This window comes from Methylobacterium oxalidis, from assembly GCF_007992195.1.
Lineage (GTDB): Bacteria > Pseudomonadota > Alphaproteobacteria > Rhizobiales > Beijerinckiaceae > Methylobacterium > Methylobacterium oxalidis.
Window position 1 is genome coordinate 59,807 of sequence record NZ_BJZU01000052.1, and the last position, 26,380, is coordinate 86,186.

Here is a 26,380-nt window from a genome sequence, read left to right on the forward strand (position 1 = left end):
GCAGCGGCTCCAGTCACGCTCCTCATCCGACCTTGAGGGGGGCAGGATGAGCGGCTCGAGAACGCGATTTGTTCCTGGCCGCCCTCGAACAGCACCTGGCCTAAGGGATGGCCTCCTGTTCAAGTCCGGGAGCGACCGTGACCCGCTGCCGGCTTCACGCCGGATCTGATTCCGGGAAGGGCTCGGCGGCGAACCGGACATCGCGGATCGCGAGCTTGAGCTTCTGGTGGCCGCCCTTGGTGAGGGGAGGCCGAGCAGGTGGAAGGTGACGTGCTATGAGCCGGGCCCTTGGGAGCCGCCTGCGGAAGATCGAGGAGCGGCACCAGCCCAAGAATGCATTCGGCCATCTCGGCTTTGGGCCCGCCATCACGATCATCCCGGAGAACGACGAGGACCAAGCGCAGCAGCTCGCGGCGCTGGAAGTGCCGGGCAGTGCCGGCGTGGTCAGTTCGTCATCGCTTGGCGCATTGTCGATCCACCCGCCTACCGCAGGCCCCACGCATGACCATCGCGAACCTGTCGAAGCCACTGGAGAAGATCGAAGCCGCGCGCCACGTCGGGCAGCCCACCAAGATCATCGCGAACTATCCCGTGGGGGACGAGGAAGCCCGCGACGCCTCGGTGAACTGGCGGCAGTGGGTGGCGGAGGAGCGAGCATCCGTGAAGGGCAAGGTGCTCTGGCTGATGCAGCCGCCGCTCACGGTCGAGGAGTGGGCGGCGCGTTACACGCCGCAGGAAGGGCAGGTGCACTGAACGGTTCCACTGAGGTCTCAAACGTTCGCCGACAGCGCGTCCCAGAAGCCCGAAACCGATCTCTTGGAGTGGGTTTGGAACGGTCCGCCCCACAAGAGTGCGCGGCAGAAACTAACCCCTGTGATGGCGCCGGGCTCACATGGGTGCAAGATAGCTCGCATCATCAGCGGGCCCGCCACAGGTGCTGATGGCCGGGAGAGACGTGCGCTTCCACCTGCGACGCAAGGTGAAGCTGCCATGTCCTCAGCTCCCGACGACCACTCCCTCGACATGCTGATCCGTAAGCTGGAGAGCATCGCCACGCTCTCCGACGAGGAGCGGCAGGCCATCCGCAGCCTGCCGGCCAAGACGCGCGTTCTTCAACCGCGTCAAGACATCGTGCGTGACGGCGACAAGCCCTCGCAGTGCTGCCTGATCCTCGATGGCTGGGCCTACCGCTACAAGCTGATCGGGGGAGGGCGCCGGCAGATCTTCTCGTTCCATGTGGCCGGCGACATCCCGGACCTGCAGAGCCTGCGCCTCCACACCATGGATCACAGCCTGGCCACGCTGACACAGGCCACGGTCGCCTTCCTGCCCCACGAGAGCCTGCGCGACCTGACGACCCGCTTTCCCAGCCTCACAGCGATCCTCTGGCGCGACACGCTGATCGATGCGGCGGTCTTCCGCGAGTGGATGACCGGCATGGGCCGACGCGACGCGTTCGAGCGGATCGCGCACCTGTTCTGCGAGCTGTACCTGAAGCTGCAGGCGGTCGGACTGGCCCAAAGCTATCGCTGTCCTCTGCCGATCACCCAGGTGGATCTTGGCGACGCGCTGGGTCTCTCGAACGTGCACGTCAACCGCGTGCTGCAGGAGATGCGCGGGCGAGGGCTGATCACGCTGCACAGCGGCACGCTGGTGATCGAAGCTTGGGATGAACTTATGCGGGCCTGTGAGTTTGACCCGACGTACCTGCATCTGGAGAAGCGAGCGGCTGCATGACCCTGAGACTGCAGCCAGTCTGTGTCCGGACGGGCAGCACCGACGCCGAGAGCCAGCTCGTCTTCGAGGATGGCTCTCTCGTCGCGGTTCTGACCCACCTCTCGGATGAGTACGGCGACGAGGCAGGCATGTGGTTCCTGGAGGTGGGGTTCGGGCCGGTCGATGATCCACGCTCGCCCAAGTTCACTGACCTTGATGAGGCTCAGAACTGGATCAGGCGCAAGCTGACCGACTTCTCGGCACACGGCGGTCCATAACGCCCAGTCGGCGAATGGCCGAGACTGGAGCCGCAGCTTCGGACAGGGTCAAAAGAGCGGACGTCCCAGCCCTGCCGGCGAAGTCACTGATCAGCCTTCGTGACATCTTCGCGCGAGACGTTCACTCACGTTGTGGCACGCTCCTCTCCGATCTGCGTACACGTGGACTATCGTTGGCTTTGAACTCGGGCGTCAGCGACTGCGAGACCTGCGTGCTCCCGCCTACTGTCCGCGGAGAGCCACATGCCGCGCTACTTTTTCGATGTTCACGACAGCGGTCCTCAGTTCGACGATAGGGGAACTGTGCTTGCGGGGCCGGACGAGGCATGCGCGAAGGCCAAGTCCCTCTTGGCGAGCATCGCACACGAGGACATTCCCAAAGGTGCCGACCAGCACACGTTCATGGCGCAGGTGAGGGACGAGGATGGCAACTCCATCTACGCGGCCACACTGACGTACTCCGGCATCCGGTCGCAGCGGCAGAGGCATCCGTGACTGAGAAGGCCAATCACGTTGGCTGGGCGACGAGATGTGATGTCCAACAAGCAGACCGACACTGATCGGCATCTGAAACGGCCCCCAGCGCGGCCGCACATGACAGTGCATCACAAGCCCGAGCCGTGAACCCAGGACCCTGAGTGGCACGAGTCAGCCGGCCGAACCGGGGAGAACAAGACCACACGTTCGAAGGCAGAGCGGAGGCGCTGAGACGCCGCTCGTTGCATCGTTGGATGATGCGCCATGGCATGTCAGCCAAGCGGCGAAGACCCGTCAGCCCGCCCGGTTCACCGGAGCTGGCTTTCTCTTGCCGCGCCTCCCCTGCGTGAGCTCCCGGGCTCTGGCACAGTGTCAGGGTGTCCTTGCTGAGGGTGCCCATCTTGGCATGGCTCCGCTGGCTGACGATCACCGTCGGTTCGCTGGCAGAGCCGCATCTCCTTCCCAGGCTGTCCACTGGCCCCGCAGCCGAACGGCTCGTGGCGCCTTTCGTTGATGCCAGCGCTGCAGCCGACTTCATGCTCATCACAAGAACGCGAGGACCGGGGCAGTTGCGCAGAGGATGAGATCAGTTTCTCCTCACCGCCAGTGCCGTCAGGCTCATGAGAAATTCGCATAGTTTAACGCAGCCGGGGCCACGCTGAGGTAGGTGGCCTACAATCGCGGCGACGGTCACCGGCAGCACCGCGAGTGAGGGTCAAAGCCCCCGCCGTGCAACGCCACGACCCGGGTCCCTCAATGCCGCGCTACCACCTCAACGTCTACGACGGCGTGAGCCGACCTGATGCGGAGGGCGTCGACCTGCCGGATTGGCAGGCCGCGCGTGTAGAAGCGATCCGAAGAGCCGGCGAGTTTCTCAAGGAAGATGCACAGCGCGTGGCCCTCGGCGAGGACTGGCGCATCGAGGTGACCGACCACACCGGTCTGATCCTGTTCCAGATGACCTTCCTGGTGGTCGAGGCACCTGTGATGCTGAGAGGCACCCCTCCTGCGCCTTGATGTGACGCGAGCTTCGGCAGGGATAGAACGCCTGCGCGTGCTGATCGTCGACGACAACGTGTTCTACGCTGAGGCACTGCGCGTCCTGCTGGAACGGGAGCGGCACGACGTGGTCGGCGTGACAGACCACGCCGCTGAGGCTCTGGCCGTATCGCGGGCCGAGCAGCCTGATCTCGCGCTCGTGGACCTGACGCTCCGCGATGGCTGCAGCGGCCCCGAACTTGGCCGCTGCCTCGCTCGTGAGGGCGTGTGCGTCCTGTTCCTCACGGCGACGCCGGGTTTGGCGCCGATGGGTGAGTTGGGTCTCCTCGGCGTGCTCCCGAAGCCGGGTGGCGACGCTCGCCTGCTGCGAGCGATCGCAACGGCTCGGGATCACCTCCGCCACCGCAAGGCCCGCATCTGAATGAACAGCATGGTCGACGATGGCCTCAGATTGTCTCTCGTCACGCTTCACCTGCGCAAATGTCCGAGTGTCGCCGCCTGGCGCAGACTGGATGAGCTAGGGGCGGCCTGGAGGGGCACGCTCCCGGCGCGGCCCCGCCGGCCTCCTCAAGCGCGAGCATCGACTGGCGGGGTCGCATTTCTCATCGAGACGGTCGTTAGGTGAGAGCCCTGCAATCTGTGGGGCTGAGGCGCCGTCGATGGATTGCGAAGATCTGATGAAGTTGCAGCCTGGGCTCCTCTATCGCACACGCGACGGCCGAACCGCGGGCCCTATCGAGCGGACCACCGTCAGTGATCCGCACCCATGGACAGGGTCGGTTGAAGGCGAGCGCACAGCTGGCGTCTGGACCGACGAGGGCCAGTTCTTCTCAAGTGGCTCGTTCCACAATCTGGATCTGGTGGGACGCATACATAGATCTCGCGACAAGGCGATCGATCAGATCACGCTGGAAGATTACCGCCGCGGCGTCGCCAAACTTCGAGCCTTGCTCTAACGGGGCTGCTGCCCGCTGAGTTTGCCTACAAGGCGCGCCCTCTTCGGCAGGCATGCGGTCAAGACGGTGGTGATTGACAGCCTCGACGGCTCCCAGCCGAAGCTGCGTCGTCAGCGATGGGCGATCCCAGCTTGGGGGTAGACCAGATCCATAACGCTCAGCCAGCGAAGGGCTAGGGTTGGTCGGTCAGGTGGGCTCTCAGGCGCTTCGTGCGGAGCGGATAAACCACTGTGTGCGTCGCCCTACCGAGCACAGCCGGGCCGGAACCCCACCGGCGTGGGGCGCATGACTTCGCTGGTGCTACCGAACGTCTGAGGGGGCCGCATGAGCCGCGCCCGCGCCATCCTCGCCGGTTTCGGCTTGGCGTTCTCGTCGGCCATGGCGCAGGACCTCAACATCACCCGCGCATTCGACGATCTGCATGACGCCGCCCGTGCCCAGAGGCAGGAGGCTGAGGCCCTACGACGGCTCCAAGTGATCCAGCGAGAACGCGTGCGGCGAGCCGAGGAGCAAGCCCGTCGCCAGATCGAGCGTGACAGCCGATAGCCTGCTCCGTTAGACCGGCGCGGCGTTTTCAGCGTCGCTTGCTCGCACGGGTGAGGATCGCCCGTTCCTCCGTCCGATCTCAACGGATTGTCGGCGCCGTCTAACAGGCGCAGCGTTGTCCCGCGCCCTGCGGCGCGACGCGGGTGTGGCAGTCATCGGCCCGGCACGCCACCCATCCCCGACGATGCCGAGGTCGGTGACCCGCCCCAGCCTGCCGCTTACGCGACCGCCCGCTCCGCCGCGTGACGCCACTCATCACGCTCACGCTCGGTTTCGGAAAGTCGGGCCCGCAGCATCTCGATTTCGGCCTGTAGGTCCCCGGCGTCGACTGCCATCTAGATGCACTGCTCCTGCGCCTCGGCAAGCTGCAAGTGTAGCGCTGCGTTCTCCGCTGCGAGGGCGAGCAGTTCGGCTTCCAGCGCGTGAGCATCCGTCATCGAGCGGCTATCGGCCTGCGAGACGCCTCCATCAAGGCCGTATCATCCTGGCAAGGCTGAGCGGTTTAGCACGAGATGAGGCTGCCCTGCCGCCCCGATCTGATCACGGGCCGGCGGGGCGTGTCGTGTCCACACGACGCTGACCGGGCCGGTACGCAACATGGCCAGCGGACAGGGTTCAGCGCGGCGGTTGGTCGAACCTAAAAGGGTCAGGATCGGAGTAGGCCCAAGCCGAGACCCACGCTCGCCATCCGAGGGCAGCTTGACAGCACCGGGATAGCGGGCGTCTGCGCGATCCGCGCGGCAACCCCACGCAAGCTCACTTCTCCTAAGGCGGCGGGAGGTTGTTCTTCACGAGGTACCGGAGCCCGCGATCAAACGAGGTATCGTTGTCGCCGCGAATATCCACACTGTAAGCCTTCTCGGGTGTGTTGGCCTTGAGGTCCTTCACGTACACGTTGATGTTGAGGATCAGGTTCGAGACCTTCTGGATCTCGCCCGTGATGACCACATCGGCACCGAGCTTCTTGGCATACTCCTCAGCGCAGCCGTTGCAGTGTCGCAGGTCGGGCCCCTTCACAACCTCGGTTTTGACCGGGGCAGTCGAAACGATCTGATACCGCCCGCTATCCTGCAGTAGTGAGCGCAGCAGGTCGCTCAACGGGCCGAGCCGAGCCTTGTCGGCATCTGTTGGCCCTTGAATTCCCAGGTTGGCGAGCTGGAAATCGAACACCGCGGCCTTAGGGGGCTCGGCATGAGCGGCCGAGGCGGTGAGAAGCATCGCAGTGAGAGCGAAAAGCAGCCGGACCTTGGCCTGCATGGATATCTTGTCCTCATTTGTGTAGGGCGGAACGCATATCCGCACGTCGCGATCGATGCTCGTATCGGCCGGGCTTGCTCGAACGGAACGGCCCGAAGTTGTTCGAGTAGAGTGGCTTCAGGATCTTGGAACGTGTTGCGAGAGTGCGCCTACTAGCTCATTGGAGCGATCCGGGTTGAAGCTCCTTCCATTCCTCAGCCTTTGGAGGCGGCGTCAGGTTCCCGCCAGGTGCGGTCGGCGCCGTCAGGTGGAAATGCTTTCGATCGTCCGTGACGGCCTCCGCCAGCCCACCGATGACGTCCACGATGCCGCTCGTAGCCAAGTAGACGGGCAAGTTGATGGGAGCGCGGGACAGGACCCTGATGCACTCCTTCCGCCAGAGCGCGGCGCGGTCGAAGAAGTCCCGCTGCTCAGGCCCGACAAAGATCCGACTGCGCGGCACGCAATGGCCAAGCTGCTGATGTAATCATACGACGATACAAACTCAAAGAAACGCTGTTTAGACTGATTTTAAATCAACCACGTTAAGATTTATACCAAATTGTAAGGAAAAGAACGGCAGAAATTTTGCCCGAGCGTCGCGGAATGCTAGGTTCTCAGCATCTCATACAAATTGCTGAGCTTGCCTGTGCATGACAACAAGCACCATCTCCCACATACGTGTGTCATCTACGACCCGCCCGCCCCGAATGTGCCCTGGCTCTTGGCGTTCTTCGGACCGGATCGAGAGCTTTTGTCCGCCGAAGCGTTCGAGACAGTATCTGCAGCACTGAACCGTCTGTCGAATTCCGTGAACGTGTTCATAGAGGCTGCGCCAAGGGGGCCGGGTCAACGTGTGTGGCGCGTGAAGCTTGCTGACTGAACTGGAGGTGAGCGCCCTTACAGGAAGCCGCTCCCCGAGCGATCCTTGAAGGCGTTCGCGCGTCGGATGTAGCCCACCACCGTCCGCGGGTCGCGACGTCCGGACGATTCATGATCCGGGCGAGGTCGGCGCCGCGCTCGGCGGCAGTGCTGATGTGGCCGGCCCGCAGAGAGTGTGCTCCGAAGGCTCGGGCATCAAGGCCTCCTTCAAACTCAACGATGGGATCTGCGCTGCCACGCATGGTTGAGGATCCAGCCGTTGGTCCTGATGCCGCCATCGTGACGCGTCCACGGCAGACGCCAGGTAAGGCTGCCGAACCACAAGCCGTAGTGGCTGAGTGGGCCGTTCGACCAAGTCCTACGATACCCCCAGAAGCGGCGATGAGCGGGACGATAACGCCACCAGTACAGCACCCAGCGGTCACCTCGCTGACCGCCGCACGCGATCCCGCTCCAACTCACGTCCAGCTTCACGACGCGTCCTCCCCGGAGGGAAGGCAAGGTCGAACCGGCTGAAGACGTGGGCTGCCGGTCCATGAGACGGCCACCGGTCCGATCACCTCGGATTGTATCACCGCGGCGAGCACGCCGAACCTGGAGATCGCTCGGCGGGCATGAGACGAGGATGCCTGCCCGGATTGGGCTCGGCGCGCTCCTGCACCGCGCTCGCAAGCGCGCCGCGCCGAACGTTACCGATCCCTCAGCGGCTTCGGGCGGTTTGCCGAACCATCTCCAAGTCGGCCCGGCAGGTCGCGAGTGCAGTGCGAAGACGACGGCTCCGGACGGGCGAGGCGGTTTGCACCGGACTGCTCGACCGGGCTTGCTCGGCGACGGCGTCGGCGGGACGATAGGCGCGTCCTACCATGGAGGCGGCAGCGACGCCGACAAGCGCGACAACAATGATCCCGAGGGCGCGGACATACTGCCTTGTCGTGATGGTCATGGGCGTGCTCCCATGTGATTGAGCACACGCCTGATGCCTTGATCGTCTTGTCGCTTCTGTGAGGCTGGTCACAGTCATCGGATTGCGACCGTGCCACGCCCCGCTCGGCTGCCGCGTTCAATCGGCCTCATCGTCATCCGTGCGCAGCTTCAGCGGGCTCCATTCCAGCTCGCTGAACACCTCCGGCTCCACCGTCCGGTCCGGCGCGAAGCGGTGGGCATGCTCCGCCAGCAGAGCTCAGGCTTTGTCGATGGCGGCATCCTTGCTCGCGCGGCGCTCCTCCACATAGTCGATCTCGCGAGCCTCGTGACGCGCCTCGTCCCGGTGCATCACCCGCACGCTCGCGTACCAGGCACCTCTACCCCTGCGGTAGCGGGCTCGGATCTCGCGCCGCCGCTCGGCCTCCGCGCCTGCCGCCTCGCAGTACGGCCCCTCGCTCACGTACAGCCGCGCGCAGCGGCGCAACTCGTACGCCAAGCCCTTCAGCGCCGTCTCCGTCAGGTGCTCCATCGCCAGCGAGATGTCGGTGATGCTCGATAGGATCGTGTCGCGTGCCCGCTGACCCTCCCGCGGCAGCGGCGGCACCTTCGGCGCCGTGCTGCGCACCGCCCGGACCGGCTCACGGGTCTCACCCGCCCACGGCCAGATCGCGGCGGTGAGCCGATCCAGATCCTCGGCCGTCACGTCCCAGAAGCGGCGCGCCCGGCGCTGGCGCTTCTCGATCTGCGGGCGCAGGTTCACCACCTTGCCGCGCGGCTTGGGCAGGTCGAGGTCGCGGAACCAGAGGTTCACGTCGTCGAGCTCGGTCTCGCCCTTGGCGTCGAAGGTCCAGAAGCGGCCGCGGGCATCCAGCATGCGCACCGGCTTGCCGTCCTCGTTCTCCAGCACGACCTCGATCGCGCGTTGCGTCGTGCCGGCGTAGTCGGGCAGCGCGTCCGTGCCCCGATAGATGCCGCTGACCACGCGCATCGGCACGTGGCGCAGGCTGCCGCCCTCCTCAAGCAGGTACCAACGGACGGAGATGGTCATGCGGGCCTCCCGTTCCGGCTCAGGCGAGGGCGTAGACGAGGAGCAGCACGGCGGCGGTCAGCACGTTGCCGCGTCCCGCCTCATGGCCGGCTCGTGCGAGGAGATCGCGCTGCCAGCGGCGCAGGCGGTCGAGACCGCGGGCGAGAGCCGGCAGGCCGAGGGCGAGCGCGGCGCGCATGGTCAGGCGGGCCTTCACGAGCGCGTCTCCAGAGGCTGGTCGAGTTCGCCGTCGGTATCGGAGCCGCGCAGCCAGGCGATCTGGCTGGTATGGCCCTCGGGTGCGCCAAGGGAAGGCTCGGCGTCGCCGCCATCCTCCCGGTCGGTGTCGCCATCCATGTCGTCGAGGAGGGCGATGAGGCAGTCGGCCGTGTCGAGGGCGGCCTGTGCCGCATCTTCGATGGCGGTTCGCACGTCGATCTCGGCGGCAGGCTTTCGCGGCGGGAAAGGGTGAACCGTGCCCATGGTTCAGGCCCGCTTCGCTGTCGTCCAGCGGCCAGCCTCAGACCGGGCAAACGCCCGCTCGATCTGGGCCGGCGTCCTCGCCGCGATGGCGGCAGCCTTCTCCCAATCGCCGTCCGCCAAGGCCTTGCGCATCAGCCATTCGCCTTGTTGATCAGCCTCGGTACCGTCGGCAGGCTCTCGCTTGGCAATCTCGTCCACGATGGCGTCGAACATCTCGGACATGCGATCACCCTCGCTGATCACGAGGTTCTTGCCCGAGTGCTCGCCGTCGTCGCCCGTCTTCGGCCAGAAAGCGCCGACGTGGAAATGCCGGGACGCGCTGTCGTAGAGATCAGCGAGGGCAAACAGGCTGTCGAGCGGCAACACGGAAAGGTGGGGAGCCGGCCCCCGCGTCTCAGCACGGACCGCACGGGCGAGGGCCGAGTAGGCGCGATCAAAGATCGTATGAGCACCGTTCTGCGGGCTTTCGTGCAGTTCGATCTGCCAATCGGCAAACGCGACCAGCGCAGGGCGCCCCTCGGGCGTCGTCGGGATGGTGGTGAGAGCTTGGTGCACGGTCGCGCTTTGGCGCACGGTCAGTTCCTCCTCACGGGCGAGCCCGCCGACCGCTTCGAGGCCCTTCGCCTCATATGCATCGTTCCGAGCTTCAACGGCCGCATGCGCAGCGCGGGCTTGCCTGATGGCCGCGAAGACCGGATCAGATCCGTGCTCGACGGGGGGGCGGCACTCGTCTGAGCAGCCTGCGTGAGTTCGGCGTCAAGGACAGCAGGAGCGTTCGGCGTTGCCTCGCCATCGCCGAGTGGGTTGCGCCGCATGACACGGGCGGCGGTGACCTTCAGGGCCGCCGCGCTGGCGCAAGGACGGCTTGGCATGGTCGCGGCAGGCGAGGCGAGCAGGGCGGAAAGTCGAGGTTGAGCGAAGCCGCCAGATCGGCAGTCCGCGCCTGCATGGCGGTGTCGAGCACCTCGTCGTGCTCCAGATGCCAGCGCAGGTGGAGCAGCAGCGCCAGCTCACCGAAGCGGGTGGCGCAGGGTGTGGCCAGCAGGCGGGCCGTGGCTGCGCAGAGTTCGGCGTGGCGCTGGGAGACGGCGGCCTCGGGCGCGACCTGGAAGACGGCCCACGCCTCGCTGTGCGCGTCGATGGCCGCGAGGATGGGGTCGGCGTGGAAGGGGATGTGCTCAATCTTCAGGGTATGGGCGCGCGACATCGTTCGGGCTCCGGCTGGGGCTCGTGGCAGAGGGCTGACGGTGAGAAGGGGGTGGGTCCGGTTTGGGCGCCGATCAGACCGGCGGCGCGCGCGGCTCGCTCGGATCGGAGAAGCCGGCGCGGAGCGTGCGGCAGTGCGCGATAGCCCAGCCGTGCTGCTCACGGAGAGCGGGCTCACCGCGGCTGATGCGCAGGCGACAGGAGGCCGCCAGCCGCAGGCAGATGGCGTGGTCCTCGCGGGCGCCGCGCAGGCGCACGGCCGGCAAGCGCTGAGGCAGGGGGAGCATCATCGTCGCAGCTCAGTGCGCAGCAGCGCGGCGCTGCGCCTTGGCAGCGGCCCAGGCCTGCTTGAGAGCGCTGCCGATCAGAGTGCGGTAGGAGCGGCCGATGATTGCGGCCATCTGCTCGCGGACGATCGCGACGGCGAGGTTCATGGTGGCGCGGCGGTCGTAGCCGGCGGCAGAGGCAAGCGGCTGAGCGGCAGCCCGGGCGAGAGTGGCGCGAGCCTCGCGGTAGGCGCGGACGCTCTCCGCGCGCGCGTGCTGGCGAGCGATGCGCTCGACCAGGGTAGCGGGTGCTGCGACGGAAGAACGATCGGCGCGGATATCGCGGAGGGTGGCAGGCCAAGAAAGGGAGCGGGGGGAGGGCGTTTCCAGAGGCTCATTGAACCGCGGACGCTTCATTTTCGCCCGCCGATGAGCCACATTAGACCATCGATGGTCCAAGTCAGACCAATTTGGACCGTGTGCTGTACATTTTCGACCACAAGAAGGTAGCGGTTGCTGACAGGGGCACAGATGCGCATGGCTCGTGGCTATCTGCGTTGGTCGGCAAGGGATCTGTCTGAAGCGTCTGGTGTGTCAGGGACAACCATCAAGCGGATGGAGGAAACTGACGGTGTGCCCAAGTCGATGGCGGACAATGTGGCGGCGATCCAGCAGGCCTTCGAGAAGGCTGGCATCCAACGTATTCCGCGGAACGGTGGTGGCCCTGGCGTTCGCCTACGCGAGCCGCAGGGATCATGAGGCTGGCATCTGCCCTTGTCAGCCTGCTCGCCGCTTTCAGCGCACCCTCGCCCGCTGTTGCCACTGAGCGCACACGGCTGATCATCTACACCGCGCTTGAGCCTGAGCAGCACGCACCGTTCAAGCAAGCCATTGAGGCTGCTGTACCTGAAGTCGAGGTCTCGTGGGTCTGGCACCAAACTGGCGTGCTGACCGATCGGATCCTCGCCGAACGCGATCACATGCAGGCCGACATGGTGCTGGGGCTCGCTGCCACCAGCCTCATCGCCTTCGAGAAGCTCGGCCTTCTCCTATCCTACGAGCCCGTCGGCGCAGACCAGCTTCGCAGGCCGTTTCGAGATCCAACAGCGCCCTACACTTGGACCGGCATGGACGCGTATCTCGGCGTGATCTGCCTGAACAGCGACCTTGCCCACCGCGGTCATGTTCTCACGCCGACGCGGTGGCAGCACCTTCTCAGGCCGGAATGGAAGGGTCGCCTCGTTCTACCCAGCCCGGTCATGACGGGGACGGGCTACCTCCTCGTCGCGAACTGGATCCAGAACATGGGTGAGGACGCGGCTTGGGCCTTCATGGATGCCCTGGATCAGAACGTCGTCGCCTACCTCGCCACCGGGTCTGGTCCTTGTGAGGAGGTCGCCAAGGGGCGCCATCTTGCTGGCTTGAGCTACGACATGCGGGCTGCGCTGCTGAAGGAGGGCGGAGCGCCGATCCAGATCCTCGTTCCCGCCGATGGTGTGGGATGGGAGCTTGAGGCTTTCGCCATCAATGCGGGTTCACCTCACGCTGAACTCGCGAAGCGGGTGGCAGATTGGGCAGCAAGCCGTGCTGCCAACGAACTCTACGCCCAGACCTTCGCTATCGTTGCGCATCCAGAAGTTTCCAATCCGCCCTCCACCTATCCGCCGCACATCGAAGCGCGCATGGCGAAGAACGATCTCTCGTGGATGGCCGAGAACCGAACACGGGTGCTAGCAGAATGGATACGGCGCTATGGAGCGAAGGCGCAAGCGAACTGATGCTTACCGAGCACCTGAAGACGAAGAGCTATCTGAAATGAGCACGGCGATCCGCCGGCACTCCCAGTGTAGCGATGACGGAACTTAGCCGCCTCCCACCGCCTTGGCACGTCGTCGAGCTTGAGGATGCCTATCGCGTCGAGGACGCCAACGGCCTCTTGGTTGCCCAGGTGCGCTTCATAAGCGATCCGGAACAGCACGGCCTCACAGGTCGCCTGTCAAAGACGAGGCTTGGCAGGTCGCGCTTCAGGTGGCCAACACGCCAACCATGCAGTTCGTCTTGATGGAACTTGAGAAGGAGCGAGCGGAGACGCGGGCTGCTGCGGCACCGAAAAAATAAATACGTGGCGGCTTCGGCCGCCGCCCTCTTCATCGAGGAGAATAACGAGGATTGGATGTGGCAGAGAAGATTGGAAAATCAGCCGGCAGATGGCTTCTGATCGGAGCCATTCTGGTCTTCATCCTCTGGATCGCGTTTCATCTCCGCTGAAGACTGACGCGCCGACATTCATGACAGAGGCCAGGCAGCGGCGTTCAGTGCCGGACGGTTCCTTGGCAAGAGGCTAGAACATACCTTTGTCACGCTGTCCCCTCTGACGCATTTGCAGCTGGCTCTTCGCCACATCGGTCAAGGGTTCAATCAAGCTTTCTTCGGTGCGGCTTGGACGGAGATGCAGGTAATCTGGAGCGAAGCCGGAAAATCGCTTCAGCTCCTCGATGTCAAGCAGAACAAGGCTTCGCCATTTTTGATCAACAAGTCTTAAGCTTTTTAAATTTTGCAGAACTCTGTTTACATGGACATGTGAAATTCCGGCCGTATCTGCAAGCTCTGATTGGGTTATCGGTAGTTTATAACTGTTGCCGCGGATGATGCCTACAGCCTCAAGGCGCACCATCATCTCACATAGGAAGTGCGCGACTTGCTTGTCAGCCGAACGCCTACCGACGCCGACAAGCCACTCTTGCAGAATGGCTTCGTCTACCAACACAGACCACCACAGAGCCTTGTAGATGTTGGGGTGATATGCAGCCAATTCCTTCACGGTGCGGTATGGGATCGCCGCAACCGAGCAAGGAGTGAGCGTGCCGATTGAGTGCACCATCTGGTTCAGGATGGAAGCGTGGAGGTCGCATCCGTCTCCGGGGATCAAGTAAGCGACGATCGAACGGCTCCCGTCCGGCAGCAGCTTATAGCGGCAAGCAAAGCCGTCCAGGATGATGAACGCATGCTCCGGTGCATCGCCCTGAGAGATCAGATCACGATGCGCTTCGACCTGCACGACCTTAGCTGTTGCCTGTTCAAGCGCTTGGCGGTCAGCATCGGAGAGAGGGGCCCGCAGCCCGAGCTTCTTGATAAAAAGGTTCGCCATTTGCCGATTAGGAAGCAGACTAGGGAACGCCATAAATCAACTATGTTAACGCAGTCGAGATCGGCGCACGACGTATCAAAGGCAGACGCTCGTTGCCTTGTGCGCAGTCCCGAAAGTACGGTTGCTACTCAGCAGGGAGCGCGAGCCTCATTATTCTGAAAATCAGGAAATGATATTTCTGCGCGCTTTGGTACGAATGTAGTGTGAGCCACATAGAGGCCATTTGCGCTCATGGCTTGGGAGATATGCTATGTCATGTGCAAGTAATGGGGCGCAGCTGGATCCACCGCACAATGTTGACCAACAATCGCTTGGCAGACTTTCGGCGACCTGTGATCAAGACGCAGTTGTGCGAGCGCATGTGCGCACGGTCCTGCGCAGATTGGCGCACCGTTCACGGAGAGATCTAAGGAAAATATAGTAATTTTATCAATTGGCCAAATTCATCTCGCACTTCGAGGTGTCAATTTTTCTCTACCTCAGATAACAGACCTGCCTCACGAAACTCTTTGATTGTCGCCAAAGCTTCGGAACGAACTTGATCATCGCCGTCAGCGACAACACCCGTCACGTCCTCAATTGCCATTGATCCACTGATCAACCGAAAGAAGTCGCGCGCCGGCATCTGATGTCACACGCCTACAGGGGTTCATGAAGCGAGCAGAAGCTGCGCTGTGCTGGATTTACATTCATCAGGCGTCTCGCCAACAGGCGTGTAAATCCTACGGCAGGGGTTTTGCGGCTTAGCGGACAAAAGCAAAAGATTTACGCTGTCCCCACCACGTATGCGGCGCGTGAAGGCTCAGCCTTTTGAATGAGCCCCCGGTGCTCACGCAACGCCTGCCTCAGAGTTCCTCCAGAGGACCAGCAACCTTGCGGCCCTTCAGGCAATCTTCGGACGCCGAACGGTCACGATGACGATGCGCCACGCTCACGTGGCAACGAATCATCTCCACGAGGCGATGGCGAAGTTCGGCACGAATGCCGGCGGACCTGAAGGGGTTTTTGCTCCTTACACGAAAGAGGAGTTTCGGGTAAGCATCTGATATCATTGGCGGAAGGGGTGTCCGCCAAATCAGCGTCCGCTGAGATTTCCGTGCGTCCGAAGATGCGTTGATTTCACTGCGCAATTCGCTGCAGTCGCGCTTCCGAAGTCCGCCGTCGTTCGCTACAATCCGTGTCGCCTGTTGGGGTAAATGTTGGGGTAAGGGGAGGGCGGATGGCGCGTTCGGTCAAAAAGTTGAGCGCCCGCTCCGTCGCGACCCTGAGCAAACCCGGACGCCATTCGGACGGGGAGGGGCTCTACCTCGTCGTGGACGCTAGCGGCGCCAAGCGCTGGCTCTTCCTGTTCCGCTGGCAGGGCAAGCTGAAGGAGATGGGGCTGGGCGGTCTCTCCACCGTCTCGCTGGCCGACGCGCGGGAGAAAGCTGCCGAGGCACGCCAGACCCTGAAAGCTGGCCACAACCCCATCGAGAAGCGCCGCACAGCCAAGGAAGAGCGCCTTGCTGCCATCACCTTCGGTGCCTTCGCCGACGAGGTGGTGAAGAGCCTCCAGAACGGCTTCCGCAATGACAAGCACAAGGCGCAGTGGACCTCGACCCTGAACACCTACGCTGCGTCGCTGCGGACCATGCCAATCGAGGCAATCGGCACGGATGACGTGCTCGGCGTGCTGGTGCCGATCTGGCAGACGAAGAGCGAGACCGCCTCGCGGGTGCGCGGCCGAATTGAGCGCATCCTCGACGCTGCCAAAGCCAAGGCGCTGCGAACGGGCGAGAACCCCGCGCGCTGGCGCGGGCACCTCGACAAGCTGCTGCCCGCCCGTCGCAAGCTGACCCGCGGGCACCACGCCGCTATGCCGTTCGAGGATGTGCCGACCTTCATCGCGGATCTACGCGAGCGTGAGGCGGTTGCCGGCATGGCATTGGAGTTCTGCATCCTGAACGCCTCTCGCTCAGGCGAGGTGCTAGGCGCTCGCTGGAGCGAGATCGACCGCAAGGCAAAGGCCTGGATCATTCCTGCCGAGCGCATGAAGGCCGGCATCGAGCATCGTGTGCCGCTGACGGAGCGCGCCCTAGCGATCCTAGACCGAGCTGAGGCGATCCGCTCCAGCGAGTACGTCTTCCCAGGCTACAAGCGTGGTCGGCCGCTGTCCGTGATGGCGATGGAGATGATGTTGCGGCGGATGAACGTGGACGTGACGGTCCACGGCTTCCGCTCGTCGTTCCGCGATTGGGCAGGCGAGCGCACGGCATTCCCCCGCGAAATCGCAGAGACAGCACTAGCGCACGTGGTGGGCGATCAAACCGAGCGTGCCTATCGGCGCGGGGATGCTTTGGAGAAGCGGCGCAAGCTGATGGTCGCGTGGAGCGCCTTCATCGGCAAGGGCAGACCGACGGACATTCAGACGAACGTGGTCGCCCTGCGTCAGCAGCCGGCCTAGGTTACCTGTTGGCGCGGCTAGGTTTGGCCGCCGAAGAGCCCGGACCGCACTGGGCCTGCCGCGCCATCCTCATTGCGGAAGTCCCATGCGGAGGGGCGAAGTCGGTGAGCGAAAAGAAAGGCGATCTGTCTCAAAAATCTGGCGCTTATGAACGTGCCGAACAGACTTTTGAGTATAGTTTTGGAACCGAGAGGAGAGTTGCGGAGGTCCGCGGGCTTCGATCAAATCTGTCGAGAGTTTTTTATGACGCGTCAGGCAAGATCAATGTTCATCTTACCGCTGCACAATCGTCGCTCGATGGCAAGGAACCAGTCGATAAATACTTGAAGCTTTTCGAGGCGGCAGACAGATTTTTACGAGCAAAGGGTGAGATGGGTTATTCAGAGGCATCGTCTTTGCTTGGGACTGAGCCTCTTGAGGGAATGTCACTTAGCCCTGAAGAATTCTCGCTGCTGCTCTGGCAATCTCAAATTGTCCAAAAATATGGATCAGTCTCTCAAGAAGCTTTAGCTGCTCGTTTCATCTGGCTTTCCGAGGGAATTAGCAGACTGGCTGCTGAAAATGAGAAGCAGCTTTCCTCAATATTTTCTTTCAGCGAGGCTTGGCACGAATGGCAATCGGAGATTGAGGGCGAGCACTTAGCTGCTGTCCAATCTACCAACGCTCGCTCAAATCTTCGCAAATCAGGATCCGCACGCACAGCAAAGAAAGATTTGCGGCTATCTATTGTGGCGGAATGCGCCATGCGCCTTTGGCAGGACAAGCCGCTCTACCGTCGAAATGCTAGCGGGACAGCGGCCTGCATCCTCGGCGAGGTCAATGAGAAAATGCGATCCGCCAGCCTTAATGCATACACCGAGGGCACTCTTGTCAAGAAAGTTGGTGACCTGATTAGATTGCAGCAGGCTCAGACAAGCTGAACGCATAGACGATGCGTTCAGAAATGGCTCGAATGCATCGTCCATGCGTTCAGAAAGCCTAGTAGCGCAGCAACACGCTTATAGGGATGCTCCTCCGAACCCCAGCACACTTGCTGGGCTCTACGGAGAAACGCAGTGCCTCAGCCCAACGTCTCTGAGCCCGAAGCACCTCTTGCTCTCGGCATTGTGGAAGCAGCTCGTGCCGCCGGCATTGGTCGCTCGACAGTCTTTGAGGAGATCAATGCCGGTCGCCTGAAGGCACGCAAAGCGGGCCGCCGCACCCTGATCCTGCGTGACGATCTCGCGGCGTGGCTCGCCGCCCTACCGCAGCGTCAGAAGGTTGCCGCCTAAACGAAACCGCCGGCCCCAAGCGGGAACCGGCGGCGGATGTTTAGGTGTGCGTCTGGACAGCGCCCTCTCTACAGTATCCGCGCGTTGCGCGCCACCGCTTTTCGGTCGGCACCTCACCAGAAGGTGCCAAATGCCTGATCTCGACATCATCACCGAACGCCGCATCCGCTGGCTCGTCTACCGCCTCGGCATCAGCGCCGACCGCGCTCGCCTGCTTGCAGGCCTCGCCTACGGGGAGGGCGCCACCCGATGAGCCAGCCCCGAACCTTCGCCACCCTCCGCAAGGGCAACAGCGGCGAGATCCGCATTCGCCTTGCCGAGTACCAGGGCACCCAAATGGTGGACGTGCGGCTGTTCTCGCCGCGCGCCCGTTCCTGCGGCGAGCCTCTGCCGACCAAGCAGGGCGTCTGCATCGCCCGCCATCGGCTCCGCGAGCTGATCGCGGGATTGCAGGCCATCGAGCGCGACGGGAGTGGCCGATGAACGCCCCTCTCACCAGCAGCCGCTTTCAGGCCGTGGAGGACACCCCCCACGGCTCCCCCGAGATGACGCGTGAGTGCCTTGCCGATCTCCTCTGGCAGATCGGTACCCGCGCGACCATCGCCTTCAACAGCTTGGACTTGGGCGACGACTTCGGCCTGACGCGCTCCATGAGGTGTCTCGCTGCTGAGGTCGACACTGCCCTCGGCCTCCTCGTGCAGATCAAAGCCGAGACTATCCGAGAGCGAGAGCGCCAGCAGGCACGCAACTCCGAGAAGGTGCCCGCATGAGAGCAGAGACAGGCCGCTTCAGCGGACATCTTTCGGAGTTGGACGGCATCGACGCCGAGCACCATCCCGGCACCGACCCCGCCAACGTGCACCCCTTCGAGCGACGGCCCTTCGTCTCCGTTGAGGACGACGAAAGCAGGTTTCCGCCGTTCGGCCAGAAGGCCGCCAAGCCTGCGTCCGCCGTCCTGCGCTGGCATGGCGATGCTGATCCAAACGCTGATCGCGCGTGGCTAGTGAGAGACCTGATCCCTGAGGAGGGAAAGGGCCTCATGGCGGGCCAATGGGGAGCCGGGAAGACTTTCGGCGCGCTGGATCTGTCTGCCTGCGTGATGACTGGCTTGCCGTTCGCCAATCGAAGGACGGAGCGGATCGGCGGCGTCCTATTCATCGCACCCGAGGGCGCATTTGAAATTCCGATCCGCCTTCGCGGCCTCACCGAGTGCAAGCTGAGGCAGGCAGTCGAGGACGGCAGCATTGACGAGGATGCCGCTGCCCGCGTCGAACGGCTGCCGTTCGCATGGGCGGAGGAATGCCCCAGGCTCGTGGATCGAAACGCGGCCGAACAGCTCATTGAAACCGCGACGCTCGCCCAAGAACACCTGCGCGATGTGTTCGGGCTCCCGCTGGCGCTCGTCATCATCGACACCGTCGCAGCAGGCGCCGGCTTCAACGACGAAAATAGCGCGGCCGAGAGCCAGAAGGTGATGGACGCCATGCAGGCCCTCGCGCGCGCGACCGGGGCGTTCGTCTTGGGCGTGGATCACTTCGGCAAGGCGTCCGAGACCGGCACCCGCGGCTCGTCCGCGAAGGAGAGCGCCGCCGACGTGGTGTTGGCCTTCCTCGCCACCCGCGATGAGGCCGGCAACGTCAGCAACACCCGCATGGCCCTACGCAAACTGCGCGGCGGCAAGGTCGGCATGGAGACCGCCTACAGCCTCGACGTGGTGCAAGTTGGCGAGACCTTCGCCCGCGAGCCGATCACCACCTGCGTCGTCAACTGGCACTACTCGCTTGGCGAGACAGTCGCGGCGGCGGTGAAGGAGAAATGGCCCACGTCTCTGCGGGTGTTTCGCACAGCGATGGAGAACACCATCGCAGAGCATGGGAAGCACCTACGGCCTTATGGAGGTGAGGGGCCTGAGGTTAGGGCGGTGTCTGAACCTGAATTGCGAGCCGAGTTTTGCGCCCTCTATCCAGCCAATGGCGAGACCTCGGAGAAGAGGGCTGAGGCCAAGCGCAAGGCTTTCATCCGCACGATGAAGACGGCGTTAGATCGATCCTTGGTTGCCTCCCGCGAAATCGGTGGAGTGGATCATCTCTGGATGGTGGCCCCCGATGCAGCCTGATTTTGGGTTCGAACGGACAGCCGGACGGACAGGACACTCTCTAGTGTTCGTGTCCTGTCCGTCCGGTTTGTCCGGTCCGATCGGACGCGCCGGACATAGGCGGACAATGTCCGGTTTGTCCGGTTTGTCCGACAAGCCGAGGTCCTATCGATGATCCCCATGGCCGAAGCCCTCGGAACGTGGCCCCCGAACCTCGAACCCGCCAAGCGGCTGACCTGGCGTGCAGCTATCGGCTGCTCGGCTTGCGAGCCTGCAAGATCGGAGTGCCCGATCTCACGACAGCAAGAAGGGCCAGCCTCAGTCAGAAGCCGGCCCCTCCGTTCAGTTGCTCACCCCGTCAGCAGGTTGCCAGCTCTCACGGTCATTGAGCGCGATAGAGCCCTAAGCGAAAGCCGACGCCGTCAAAGCGCCGAAGACGCCAAGGGTCACTATGGCAGCGGCAACAGCGGAAACGATGCGTGTGAACATCGCGGTATCCGATCTTCTAAGTACGGTCCCCGACAGAAGGCGGTTGGCCGAGGGTTCTTGCATGTTGATGATGTGGGGTGGCATCTGCCGAGCCGGCGTGCAGTTTGGCACCCATCATCCGCACCAAGCCGTCGAGGCAACCTGCGCGGTCCCGCAGTGGACTTCGCCAAGGCCGGCAGCCCACGGCAAGGGTCAGCGGCCTCAGCAGATCTCCCCGGTCTCGGCCTTCAGATGCCGCTCGACCTTGCCGATCACTGTGCAGGGGTCGTAGCCCCGCCGCTTCGCGAGCAGCAGCAGATCGGTCATCAGGTCGACGATATCGCAGGCAGGCTCTCCGCCGGTCCATCTGCGATCCGCGCCTTCAGCGTGGATGAAAGCATCCAGTGCGAGTTGGGCGAAATCGGCTCTTTCAGCTTCCGTGGCCATGGGCGTGCTACTCGGCCGCCCGGCCATTTGGTTCACTCGGCCCGGTTCGGCCCCGCGCGTGTTGCGCTTAAGCCAACGGCCGAGAAGGCTCTGCGGTTCGAGGAAGTGCTATGGCCCAGCAGTCAACCGCAAGAGGGTCTAGACCGGCTGCGTGGATCAGATCCTGCGCTCGCTGAGCAATGCGCCGTCACAATCGAAGATGCCTTCCCATGCCGCAGCGACGGCCCGTATCGTGACACGCGACCTGCCCTCATCGTCGTCACGGCCTGGGTCGACGCGGCTGGAAACGAGCCCCAGCGACATCTGACGCTTGAGGTAGCTCACAGAGACGCCCAGCCGGGTAGCGAGGTCGCGAGGATCGACCAGCCAAGATCCATTTGGGTCGAGATCAAACCGCATAGGGCAGTCTCCTGCCAGCGCAGCAGCAGAGAGGGGCCGGCGGGCCGTAAAGCGGCGGCTCCTAGAGTGCTGTGCGGCCCATATAGGGCGAACAAATCAGGCGGCCAGCTTTTCCTTTTCCGCAAAAAGCGCAGAAGTCAGGCTCGGCTGCTCTGCAACCCGCCGGATCACCTTGGCAAAAAGCCGAGCAATATCCTCGGAACGGGCCAGCTCGGCCCACGACACCGTAGCGTTTCGCGTGCAAAGCGCGTCGGCATTGAACACAGTCAGTCCCAACGTGGTAAAACGCAATTCGAGGATAGTGCCCGTGCGCTCACACTCTTCCTGAGCGTAGATCCAAGCCGCCTGAAGCACTTGCGCAAAATCTTCCTGTGTCAGGCACGTCATCCTAGCACTCGCATCGCTTCAAATCTTCATGCTCATCATAGTTTGACGCTGCGGTTTGAGGCTGTACCGCGAGGAACACACAGGCGTTTCGGACAATCACTGTGTCAGTCGGGTCACATACGTTCGAGTGGCAGGCTGCCGGCTGAGCTGTCGAGAGGCACTTGTGGCGCGCTGCGCATCGACGCTGACGCCTGTTCTTGACCACTAATTTCAGGAGGAAGCGCCCGATGAAGCCCGGCACGTTCCAGAAGGGCCAGAGTGGCAACCCGGCAGGGCGGCCCGTAGGCTCTCGCCACCGCTATACAGTGCTGGCCGAGAAGCTGATGAGCGACGACATCGAAGCGATCACGACCTCGGTGCTCAATGCCGCGAAGAGCGGCGACATGACCGCCGCGCGTCTCGTGTTGGATCGGATCGCGCCAATTCGACGTGATCGGCCCGTCACCTTCCAACTGCCGCCCATTGAGACCACGGCAGACCTTCCGAAAGCAACGAACGCGCTACTGCAGGCGGTGGCCTCCGGGGATCTCACGCCGGCCGAGGCATCCGACATCGGCAAGGCCGTGGACGCCCATGTGCGGGCCATCGAGGCCGCCGACCTTCACCAACGGCTTCTCAGGATCGAGGCGAACCAGCAATGACGATCACAAGCCTGTCCCGTCGCCTTGAGAAGGTGGAGGCCAAGCGCCCGCCGGGGACATCCATCTTCATCGCCTGGGGCCGCACGCTCGAGGCGGCCGAGGGCGAGATCGCGCTCCGCCAGCGCGCCGGCATGATCCGGCAGGGCGAGAGCGCCGTGGCCCTCCTCTGGCCCGATCCCGAGCCGCTGCCCGCCTCCCGCCGTGTGCTGTTCAACGGAGGCCGCGGCCGCGAGCCGAAGATCAGCGACCGAGAGCTTGCCTTGCTGGCCGCCGCATTCCGGGCCGAGGCCGTTGACCGAGAGCGCGCTACCGCCATCAAGGCCGGCGAGAACGTGTCCGGCTTGGACGAGACGGATTTCTATATCCGGTCCCTTCGCCGCGAGAGCCGCAACCTGGATCAGGATCTGCGCTTTCTCTGCCGCGAGGAAAACCCAGAACCGGAGATCCACTGGCCCGAGCGCCAGAGCAACGGCTTGCACCGCCCCTGCGCCTGTCCGACGTGCCTGTCCGACAAGACGACGCCGATGGGCGCCCACAAGGCGCACGCCACCCGGCAGGCCGCATGGCTCGCCCGCTACCTGCCTGGGGAGGGTCTGTTCGTATGAGCCGGAGCCTTGAGACCCGCCTGCGTAGGATCGAGGAGCGGTGCAGGCTAGTGAACGAGTTCGGGCATCTCGGCTTCGGACCCGCTGTCCGGATCGTCACGCACAGCGACGAGGATCAAGCCCAGCAGCTCGCGGCGCTTGAGGCTGCCGGCCAGTACCGGCCCGGTCAGTTCGTCATCGCCTGGCGCATTGTCGATCCACCCGCCTACCGGAGGCCGAACGCATGACCATCGCGAACCTGTCGAAGCGCCTGGAGAAGATTGAGGCCGCACGCCACGTCGGCGCGCCCAAAGGGCTCGTCTCCTTCGTGCCCCTCACCGATGAGGAAGAGGCGGACGCGAAACGTAACTGGCGTCAGTGGGTCGCGGATGGTCGAGCCAAGCTGCAATGGGGCTGCATCGTCATTCCGGCGCCGAAGCTGACAGTCGAGGAATGGGTTGCAGAGACCACCAAGTATCGCGGAGAGCCCGTTCATTGAACCGCGATCTGCAGCGACGCCGTGACAGCGAGGGCAGCCTCACACGGCAGTTTACGAGAGACCAATTCGGTTCGACTTGGGACGGTAGTCAATTTTGCCAGTGAGCCAAGTGAACTATACCCATGAGCGCAGATTGTTCGCCTGTAACTCACTTGTGCTGGCGCATCCCAGAACGTTACGCCACGACTAACAATTGATGGAGTGGGCGAGTGGACGAGATTGCTTCATCGAGAACGATCTATGCCGATATGGTGGCCGAGATCGTGTCAGCCTATGTGTCCAACAACTCCGTTCCACCGGTTGAGCTTCCGGGCCTGATTGCCTCCGTACACGGGGCACTTGGACGGATGAACCAACCTGCTGGCCCGGCTGCGGAGCCGATTGAGAAGCCAACCCCTTCAGAGATCAAGAAGTCGATCACGCCTGATGCCCTGATCAGCTTCGTTGATGGTAAGCCCTACAAGACGCTCAGGCGCCATCTGACGAGGCACGGTCTCTCCTTCGAGGAGTATAAGGCCCGCTACAGCCTGCCGAGGGACTACCCGTCCACGGCAGCCAGCTACTCGGCACAACGCGCAGAACTCGCCAAGAGCCTTGGGCTGGGCCGGCAGCGCCAGAAGGGAGAGGAGGCTGGCACAACCGCTCCGAAGGCCACCAGAGGCCGCCGCAAAGCACAGGAGGCCACTGTCGCGGAGTGATCCCATGCTACTCTGACGAACTGGCACCAGTGGGTACCGGGCGGACGAGCATCTGTGAAGGGCAAGGTGCTCTGGCTAATGCAGCCGCCACTTACCGTCGAGGAATGGGCGGCGCGCTACACGCCGCGGGACGGGCAGGTGCACTGAGCCGTTCCACTCAGGTCTCAGACGTTCGCCGGCCGCGCGTTCCAGAAGCCTGGAGCCACTCTCTCGAAATGGCTTTGGAACGTTCCGCTGGAGCAAGCCCTATTGGAACGCGGAGGGTGCCTCAGGTCCATGGTATGAAGGGCTGATCCCTCTCCTGCTGTTCGACACCATCCATGCTGCGGAAGCCCAGCCGAGCCGAGACATGCGTCCAGGTGCTCCTCGCCATCCTGTTGGCTGGTGTCACCTGGGAGTACCTCCACGCTCTGGGAGGAAGCTCATGCGGGCTGCCGGCCGCTGACCACGCACAGAGTTGCTACCCGTGGGGCGCGGAGGGACCAGCGGCGGACCGCTGGGAGTATGCGAGCAAAGAGACCTATCTCCGATCGACCCTTGTCATGATGTGGGTCTTTGCAGCCGCGCTCGTCGCGCCGCTCATCACTCCTGGCATGTGGAGTGGTCTTGGTGCTGTCCTCGTCGTCCTGGTGCTTGGCCTGTACCGCGCGGAATGGCTTGCGAGCTTGTTCTGAGAGCCTTGAACGGAACGGCTCCATAACAAAGGGACACAGGCAGATAATGCGAATTCCGTGGGCTCGTCCGATCGGCTATCCGGGCTTACGGAGAGGGGATTGAACGTGAGTGAGACCGCCCCCAGGTGCTTCGAGACGCACTATGCCCGAGCCTTGGCCTAAGCCGCGGAACTGGCGGGTGGCTCTGGGCTTCCTCCTGGCTCCCCTCGCAGGAGCCACTGCCGGGGCCGCCGTGCTCTCTCACGGCAACACCAATCACTTCGGAAGCTGGCTGATGGCGTTCTCGATCGCCGGCTACATCGATGCCTACATCTTCGGGCTGCTCACGTTCATCGCCCTGAACGGCGTCGTGCGCCCCACGCTGATCCGGGTCAGCCTCACGGGCTCGGCCGTCGCGCTCGCTCTCAGCGTCCTGCTCGGGGCGGGCGGCTTCGTGATGGCCGCGCTCGGAGCGACCTTCTCCCTGATGGACGCGCTCCAGTTCTTCGGCACGATCGGTGGGATGGGGCTGGTCGGAGGCTTCGTGTTCTGGCTGATCGTCTACACCGGCCACGAGCACGAGTAGCTTGATCGGACGCCGCCTAGTGCCTGATGTCAGGGGGTTAAGAGTGACAGCAGAGTGCGATGCACAATGAGGAGGGCATCTCGAACTTCTTCGATCGCTGTGAGCCTCCTGTTGGCCGCCACTTGCTGTGCCTCTGCGCAGAGAAGCGAGATACCCCGTCCGAGCGAAGTCGATCTCAAGGAGGCAACCGACCGCTTCGTGCGGCTGTTCGATCGGACCTGCTTCCAGCACAGACACTCGCTTCAGCAAGTTCGGACGGTCGCGGCCGACAATGGATGGCAGGAACTGCCTGGGCCTTTCCCCTATCGGAAGGAGGAAGATCAGGGCACGACGCTCATCGCTTGGGGACTTTGGCTCGGCGGTGTGCCCTACCAGGTAGCGTTGATCTCCTTCGACAACACCGCACCAGCACTGACTTGCACCGTCATGTCCATCGCCGTGGACAAATCATCTCTGCCTGATCGCATGGTGCATATGCTGGGGCTCGAAATCCTGGATCGGTTCAAGACGGAAGAGCAGGATGGCACTAAACTTATCAAAGACGAAGAGCGAAACCTGCGCGTCGCATGTTTTACCGCCCTGCCCGAGCCGGTGCTGATCGGTCAGTGCGGACTGGTCGTCGTGCAGCATGTGGAGGCCGGTTCTCAACGGGAAGGTGGTCGATAGCTTGCGCCGTCTCTCGCGCGATGAAGGGTATCAGCATGGGCACAGAGATCAGCATCATCTACGGGTTCGGCGCTGCCCTCGCCTTCCTTGTCATCGTCGGCGTGCTCGCAGTTGCCTTGCCGATTTGGCTCGGGCTCCGTGCAGCAGAGTGGCGCGCGAGTAGGCGCGAAAAGGCTTCCCATACCGCCTCACACACGCCCGCTACCCCAAACAAAACCTAACAAGCAGCGCGGCGGTCAGCGCTGCTGGCCTTCGCTCTCAACGGATCCGGCGTGGTCTCTATGATCTCGGCGCAGCCTGCTTACAGCCAGAGCAAGAGCAAGAAGGGCTGCAACACCTCCAACTGCGCTTGAGCCCTGGGGCGATCTGCGCCGGCCAGTGGCTCCATAATGCCCAGTT

37 protein-coding genes are annotated in these 26,380 nt (G+C 63.3%); 24 read left to right on the forward strand and 13 right to left on the reverse strand.

Annotation, left to right across the window (positions count from 1 at the left end; all coding sequences use genetic code 11):
• The first annotated feature begins 501 nt into the window (after positions 1 to 501).
• The 8 genes from MOX02_RS14000 (at position 502) to MOX02_RS14035 (ending at position 4,972) form a co-directional block, all read left to right on the forward strand.
• A complete protein-coding gene (locus tag MOX02_RS14000; protein ID WP_147026401.1) occupies positions 502 to 753 on the forward strand; it encodes a hypothetical protein in 252 nt (83 codons plus the stop codon).
• A gap of 237 nt (positions 754 to 990) precedes the next feature.
• Positions 991 to 1,737, forward strand: coding sequence for a Crp/Fnr family transcriptional regulator (locus MOX02_RS14005; RefSeq protein WP_147026402.1), 747 nt, complete (start codon positions 991 to 993; stop codon positions 1,735 to 1,737).
• Positions 1,734 to 1,994: a hypothetical protein gene (locus MOX02_RS14010; RefSeq protein ID WP_147026403.1), complete on the forward strand. Its 261-nt coding sequence runs from the start codon at positions 1,734 to 1,736 to the stop codon at positions 1,992 to 1,994. The genes MOX02_RS14005 and MOX02_RS14010 overlap by 4 nt, the downstream gene beginning before the upstream one ends.
• 243 nt (positions 1,995 to 2,237) lie before the next feature.
• A complete protein-coding gene (locus tag MOX02_RS14015) occupies positions 2,238 to 2,489 on the forward strand; it encodes a DUF6894 family protein (RefSeq protein WP_147026404.1) in 252 nt (83 codons plus the stop codon).
• Positions 2,490 to 3,227: 738 nt separating this feature from the next.
• On the forward strand, positions 3,228 to 3,488 hold the full coding sequence (locus MOX02_RS14020) for a DUF6894 family protein (RefSeq protein WP_147026405.1): 261 nt from the start codon (positions 3,228 to 3,230) through the stop codon (positions 3,486 to 3,488).
• Positions 3,489 to 3,525: 37 nt separating this feature from the next.
• A complete protein-coding gene (locus tag MOX02_RS14025) occupies positions 3,526 to 3,891 on the forward strand; it encodes a response regulator (protein WP_170267869.1) in 366 nt (121 codons plus the stop codon).
• A gap of 238 nt (positions 3,892 to 4,129) precedes the next feature.
• A complete protein-coding gene (locus tag MOX02_RS14030; RefSeq protein WP_147026407.1) occupies positions 4,130 to 4,426 on the forward strand; it encodes a hypothetical protein in 297 nt (98 codons plus the stop codon).
• A gap of 324 nt (positions 4,427 to 4,750) precedes the next feature.
• The gene (locus MOX02_RS14035) at positions 4,751 to 4,972 is read left to right on the forward strand and encodes a hypothetical protein (RefSeq protein WP_147026408.1); all 222 of its coding nucleotides are present in this window, start codon (positions 4,751 to 4,753) and stop codon (positions 4,970 to 4,972) included.
• Between the two features lie 765 nt (positions 4,973 to 5,737).
• On the opposite strand, the gene MOX02_RS14045 is transcribed toward MOX02_RS14035, so the two are convergent.
• The 8 genes from MOX02_RS14045 to MOX02_RS14080 all read right to left on the reverse strand — a co-directional run bounded on the left by MOX02_RS14045 (position 5,738) and on the right by MOX02_RS14080 (position 11,413).
• Entirely contained in the window at positions 5,738 to 6,229 is a 492-nt protein-coding gene (locus MOX02_RS14045; protein WP_147026409.1) for a DUF3280 domain-containing protein, read from the reverse strand.
• A gap of 2,041 nt (positions 6,230 to 8,270) precedes the next feature.
• Complete coding sequence (locus MOX02_RS14055) at positions 8,271 to 9,062, reverse strand: hypothetical protein (RefSeq protein ID WP_147026410.1); 792 nt, start codon at positions 9,060 to 9,062, stop codon at positions 8,271 to 8,273.
• Positions 9,063 to 9,081: 19 nt separating this feature from the next.
• Positions 9,082 to 9,258: a hypothetical protein gene (locus tag MOX02_RS31235; protein ID WP_170267871.1), complete on the reverse strand. Its 177-nt coding sequence runs from the start codon at positions 9,256 to 9,258 to the stop codon at positions 9,082 to 9,084.
• The gene (locus MOX02_RS14060) at positions 9,255 to 9,524 is read right to left on the reverse strand and encodes a hypothetical protein (RefSeq protein WP_147026411.1); all 270 of its coding nucleotides are present in this window, start codon (positions 9,522 to 9,524) and stop codon (positions 9,255 to 9,257) included. Before MOX02_RS14060 ends, MOX02_RS31235 begins: the two co-directional genes overlap by 4 nt.
• A 3-nt stretch (positions 9,525 to 9,527) precedes the next feature.
• On the reverse strand, positions 9,528 to 10,097 hold the full coding sequence (locus MOX02_RS14065) for a hypothetical protein (RefSeq protein ID WP_147026412.1): 570 nt from the start codon (positions 10,095 to 10,097) through the stop codon (positions 9,528 to 9,530).
• 262 nt (positions 10,098 to 10,359) lie between these two features.
• Positions 10,360 to 10,731: a hypothetical protein gene (locus MOX02_RS14070; protein ID WP_147026413.1), complete on the reverse strand. Its 372-nt coding sequence runs from the start codon at positions 10,729 to 10,731 to the stop codon at positions 10,360 to 10,362.
• Between the two features lie 73 nt (positions 10,732 to 10,804).
• The gene (locus MOX02_RS14075; protein WP_147026414.1) at positions 10,805 to 11,020 is read right to left on the reverse strand and encodes a hypothetical protein; all 216 of its coding nucleotides are present in this window, start codon (positions 11,018 to 11,020) and stop codon (positions 10,805 to 10,807) included.
• 9 nt (positions 11,021 to 11,029) lie between these two features.
• Positions 11,030 to 11,413: a hypothetical protein gene (locus tag MOX02_RS14080; RefSeq protein ID WP_147026415.1), complete on the reverse strand. Its 384-nt coding sequence runs from the start codon at positions 11,411 to 11,413 to the stop codon at positions 11,030 to 11,032.
• 338 nt (positions 11,414 to 11,751) lie between these two features.
• Here MOX02_RS14080 and MOX02_RS14090 point away from each other — a divergent pair, with 338 nt between their 5' ends.
• A complete protein-coding gene (locus MOX02_RS14090) occupies positions 11,752 to 12,774 on the forward strand; it encodes an extracellular solute-binding protein (protein WP_147026417.1) in 1,023 nt (340 codons plus the stop codon).
• Positions 12,775 to 13,337: 563 nt separating this feature from the next.
• Here MOX02_RS14090 and MOX02_RS14095 read toward each other — a convergent pair.
• On the reverse strand, positions 13,338 to 14,144 hold the full coding sequence (locus MOX02_RS14095; protein ID WP_147026418.1) for a Crp/Fnr family transcriptional regulator: 807 nt from the start codon (positions 14,142 to 14,144) through the stop codon (positions 13,338 to 13,340).
• Positions 14,145 to 14,607: 463 nt separating this feature from the next.
• On the reverse strand, positions 14,608 to 14,769 hold the full coding sequence (locus MOX02_RS31240; protein WP_170267872.1) for a hypothetical protein: 162 nt from the start codon (positions 14,767 to 14,769) through the stop codon (positions 14,608 to 14,610).
• Between the two features lie 594 nt (positions 14,770 to 15,363).
• Between MOX02_RS31240 and MOX02_RS14100 the strand changes: the two genes are divergently transcribed.
• The 7 genes from MOX02_RS14100 (at position 15,364) to MOX02_RS14125 (ending at position 19,974) form a co-directional block, all read left to right on the forward strand.
• A complete protein-coding gene (locus MOX02_RS14100; RefSeq protein WP_147026419.1) occupies positions 15,364 to 16,587 on the forward strand; it encodes a tyrosine-type recombinase/integrase in 1,224 nt (407 codons plus the stop codon).
• Between the two features lie 104 nt (positions 16,588 to 16,691).
• Positions 16,692 to 17,507, forward strand: a complete 816-nt coding sequence (locus MOX02_RS14105; RefSeq protein WP_147026420.1) for a hypothetical protein — start codon at positions 16,692 to 16,694, stop codon at positions 17,505 to 17,507.
• 135 nt (positions 17,508 to 17,642) lie between these two features.
• On the forward strand, positions 17,643 to 17,858 hold the full coding sequence (locus tag MOX02_RS14110) for a helix-turn-helix domain-containing protein (protein WP_147026421.1): 216 nt from the start codon (positions 17,643 to 17,645) through the stop codon (positions 17,856 to 17,858).
• A gap of 130 nt (positions 17,859 to 17,988) precedes the next feature.
• Positions 17,989 to 18,111: a hypothetical protein gene (locus tag MOX02_RS32670; protein ID WP_280525318.1), complete on the forward strand. Its 123-nt coding sequence runs from the start codon at positions 17,989 to 17,991 to the stop codon at positions 18,109 to 18,111.
• The gene (locus tag MOX02_RS14115; RefSeq protein WP_147026422.1) at positions 18,108 to 18,341 is read left to right on the forward strand and encodes a transcriptional coactivator p15/PC4 family protein; all 234 of its coding nucleotides are present in this window, start codon (positions 18,108 to 18,110) and stop codon (positions 18,339 to 18,341) included. Before MOX02_RS32670 ends, MOX02_RS14115 begins: the two co-directional genes overlap by 4 nt.
• Complete coding sequence (locus MOX02_RS14120; protein WP_147026423.1) at positions 18,338 to 18,628, forward strand: hypothetical protein; 291 nt, start codon at positions 18,338 to 18,340, stop codon at positions 18,626 to 18,628. The genes MOX02_RS14115 and MOX02_RS14120 overlap by 4 nt, the downstream gene beginning before the upstream one ends.
• A gap of 38 nt (positions 18,629 to 18,666) precedes the next feature.
• Entirely contained in the window at positions 18,667 to 19,974 is a 1,308-nt protein-coding gene (locus tag MOX02_RS14125) for an ATP-binding protein (protein ID WP_238178838.1), read from the forward strand.
• A gap of 669 nt (positions 19,975 to 20,643) precedes the next feature.
• Here MOX02_RS14125 and MOX02_RS14130 read toward each other — a convergent pair.
• The 3 genes from MOX02_RS14130 to MOX02_RS14140 all read right to left on the reverse strand — a co-directional run bounded on the left by MOX02_RS14130 (position 20,644) and on the right by MOX02_RS14140 (position 21,654).
• Positions 20,644 to 20,868: a hypothetical protein gene (locus MOX02_RS14130; protein WP_147026425.1), complete on the reverse strand. Its 225-nt coding sequence runs from the start codon at positions 20,866 to 20,868 to the stop codon at positions 20,644 to 20,646.
• A 156-nt stretch (positions 20,869 to 21,024) separates the two neighbouring features.
• Entirely contained in the window at positions 21,025 to 21,267 is a 243-nt protein-coding gene (locus MOX02_RS14135; protein WP_147026426.1) for a DUF6522 family protein, read from the reverse strand.
• Positions 21,268 to 21,363: 96 nt separating this feature from the next.
• Positions 21,364 to 21,654 (reverse strand): hypothetical protein, encoded by a 291-nt coding sequence (locus tag MOX02_RS14140; RefSeq protein ID WP_147026427.1) that lies wholly within the window; start codon positions 21,652 to 21,654, stop codon positions 21,364 to 21,366.
• Between the two features lie 227 nt (positions 21,655 to 21,881).
• Between MOX02_RS14140 and MOX02_RS14145 the strand changes: the two genes are divergently transcribed.
• The 8 genes from MOX02_RS14145 to MOX02_RS14175 all read left to right on the forward strand — a co-directional run bounded on the left by MOX02_RS14145 (position 21,882) and on the right by MOX02_RS14175 (position 25,981).
• Positions 21,882 to 22,295: a DUF5681 domain-containing protein gene (locus tag MOX02_RS14145; protein WP_147026428.1), complete on the forward strand. Its 414-nt coding sequence runs from the start codon at positions 21,882 to 21,884 to the stop codon at positions 22,293 to 22,295.
• On the forward strand, positions 22,292 to 22,900 hold the full coding sequence (locus MOX02_RS14150; protein ID WP_147026429.1) for a hypothetical protein: 609 nt from the start codon (positions 22,292 to 22,294) through the stop codon (positions 22,898 to 22,900). The genes MOX02_RS14145 and MOX02_RS14150 overlap by 4 nt, the downstream gene beginning before the upstream one ends.
• A gap of 50 nt (positions 22,901 to 22,950) precedes the next feature.
• Complete coding sequence (locus MOX02_RS31245) at positions 22,951 to 23,127, forward strand: hypothetical protein (RefSeq protein ID WP_170267873.1); 177 nt, start codon at positions 22,951 to 22,953, stop codon at positions 23,125 to 23,127.
• A complete protein-coding gene (locus MOX02_RS14155; RefSeq protein WP_147026430.1) occupies positions 23,124 to 23,378 on the forward strand; it encodes a hypothetical protein in 255 nt (84 codons plus the stop codon). The genes MOX02_RS31245 and MOX02_RS14155 overlap by 4 nt, the downstream gene beginning before the upstream one ends.
• A 248-nt stretch (positions 23,379 to 23,626) precedes the next feature.
• Positions 23,627 to 24,076: a Ros/MucR family transcriptional regulator gene (locus tag MOX02_RS14160; protein WP_147026442.1), complete on the forward strand. Its 450-nt coding sequence runs from the start codon at positions 23,627 to 23,629 to the stop codon at positions 24,074 to 24,076.
• 359 nt (positions 24,077 to 24,435) lie between these two features.
• Entirely contained in the window at positions 24,436 to 24,750 is a 315-nt protein-coding gene (locus MOX02_RS14165) for a hypothetical protein (RefSeq protein WP_147026431.1), read from the forward strand.
• Between the two features lie 274 nt (positions 24,751 to 25,024).
• Positions 25,025 to 25,315, forward strand: coding sequence for a hypothetical protein (locus MOX02_RS14170; protein ID WP_147026432.1), 291 nt, complete (start codon positions 25,025 to 25,027; stop codon positions 25,313 to 25,315).
• Positions 25,316 to 25,513: 198 nt separating this feature from the next.
• A complete protein-coding gene (locus MOX02_RS14175) occupies positions 25,514 to 25,981 on the forward strand; it encodes a hypothetical protein (protein ID WP_147026433.1) in 468 nt (155 codons plus the stop codon).
• The last annotated feature ends 399 nt before the right edge of the window (positions 25,982 to 26,380 follow it).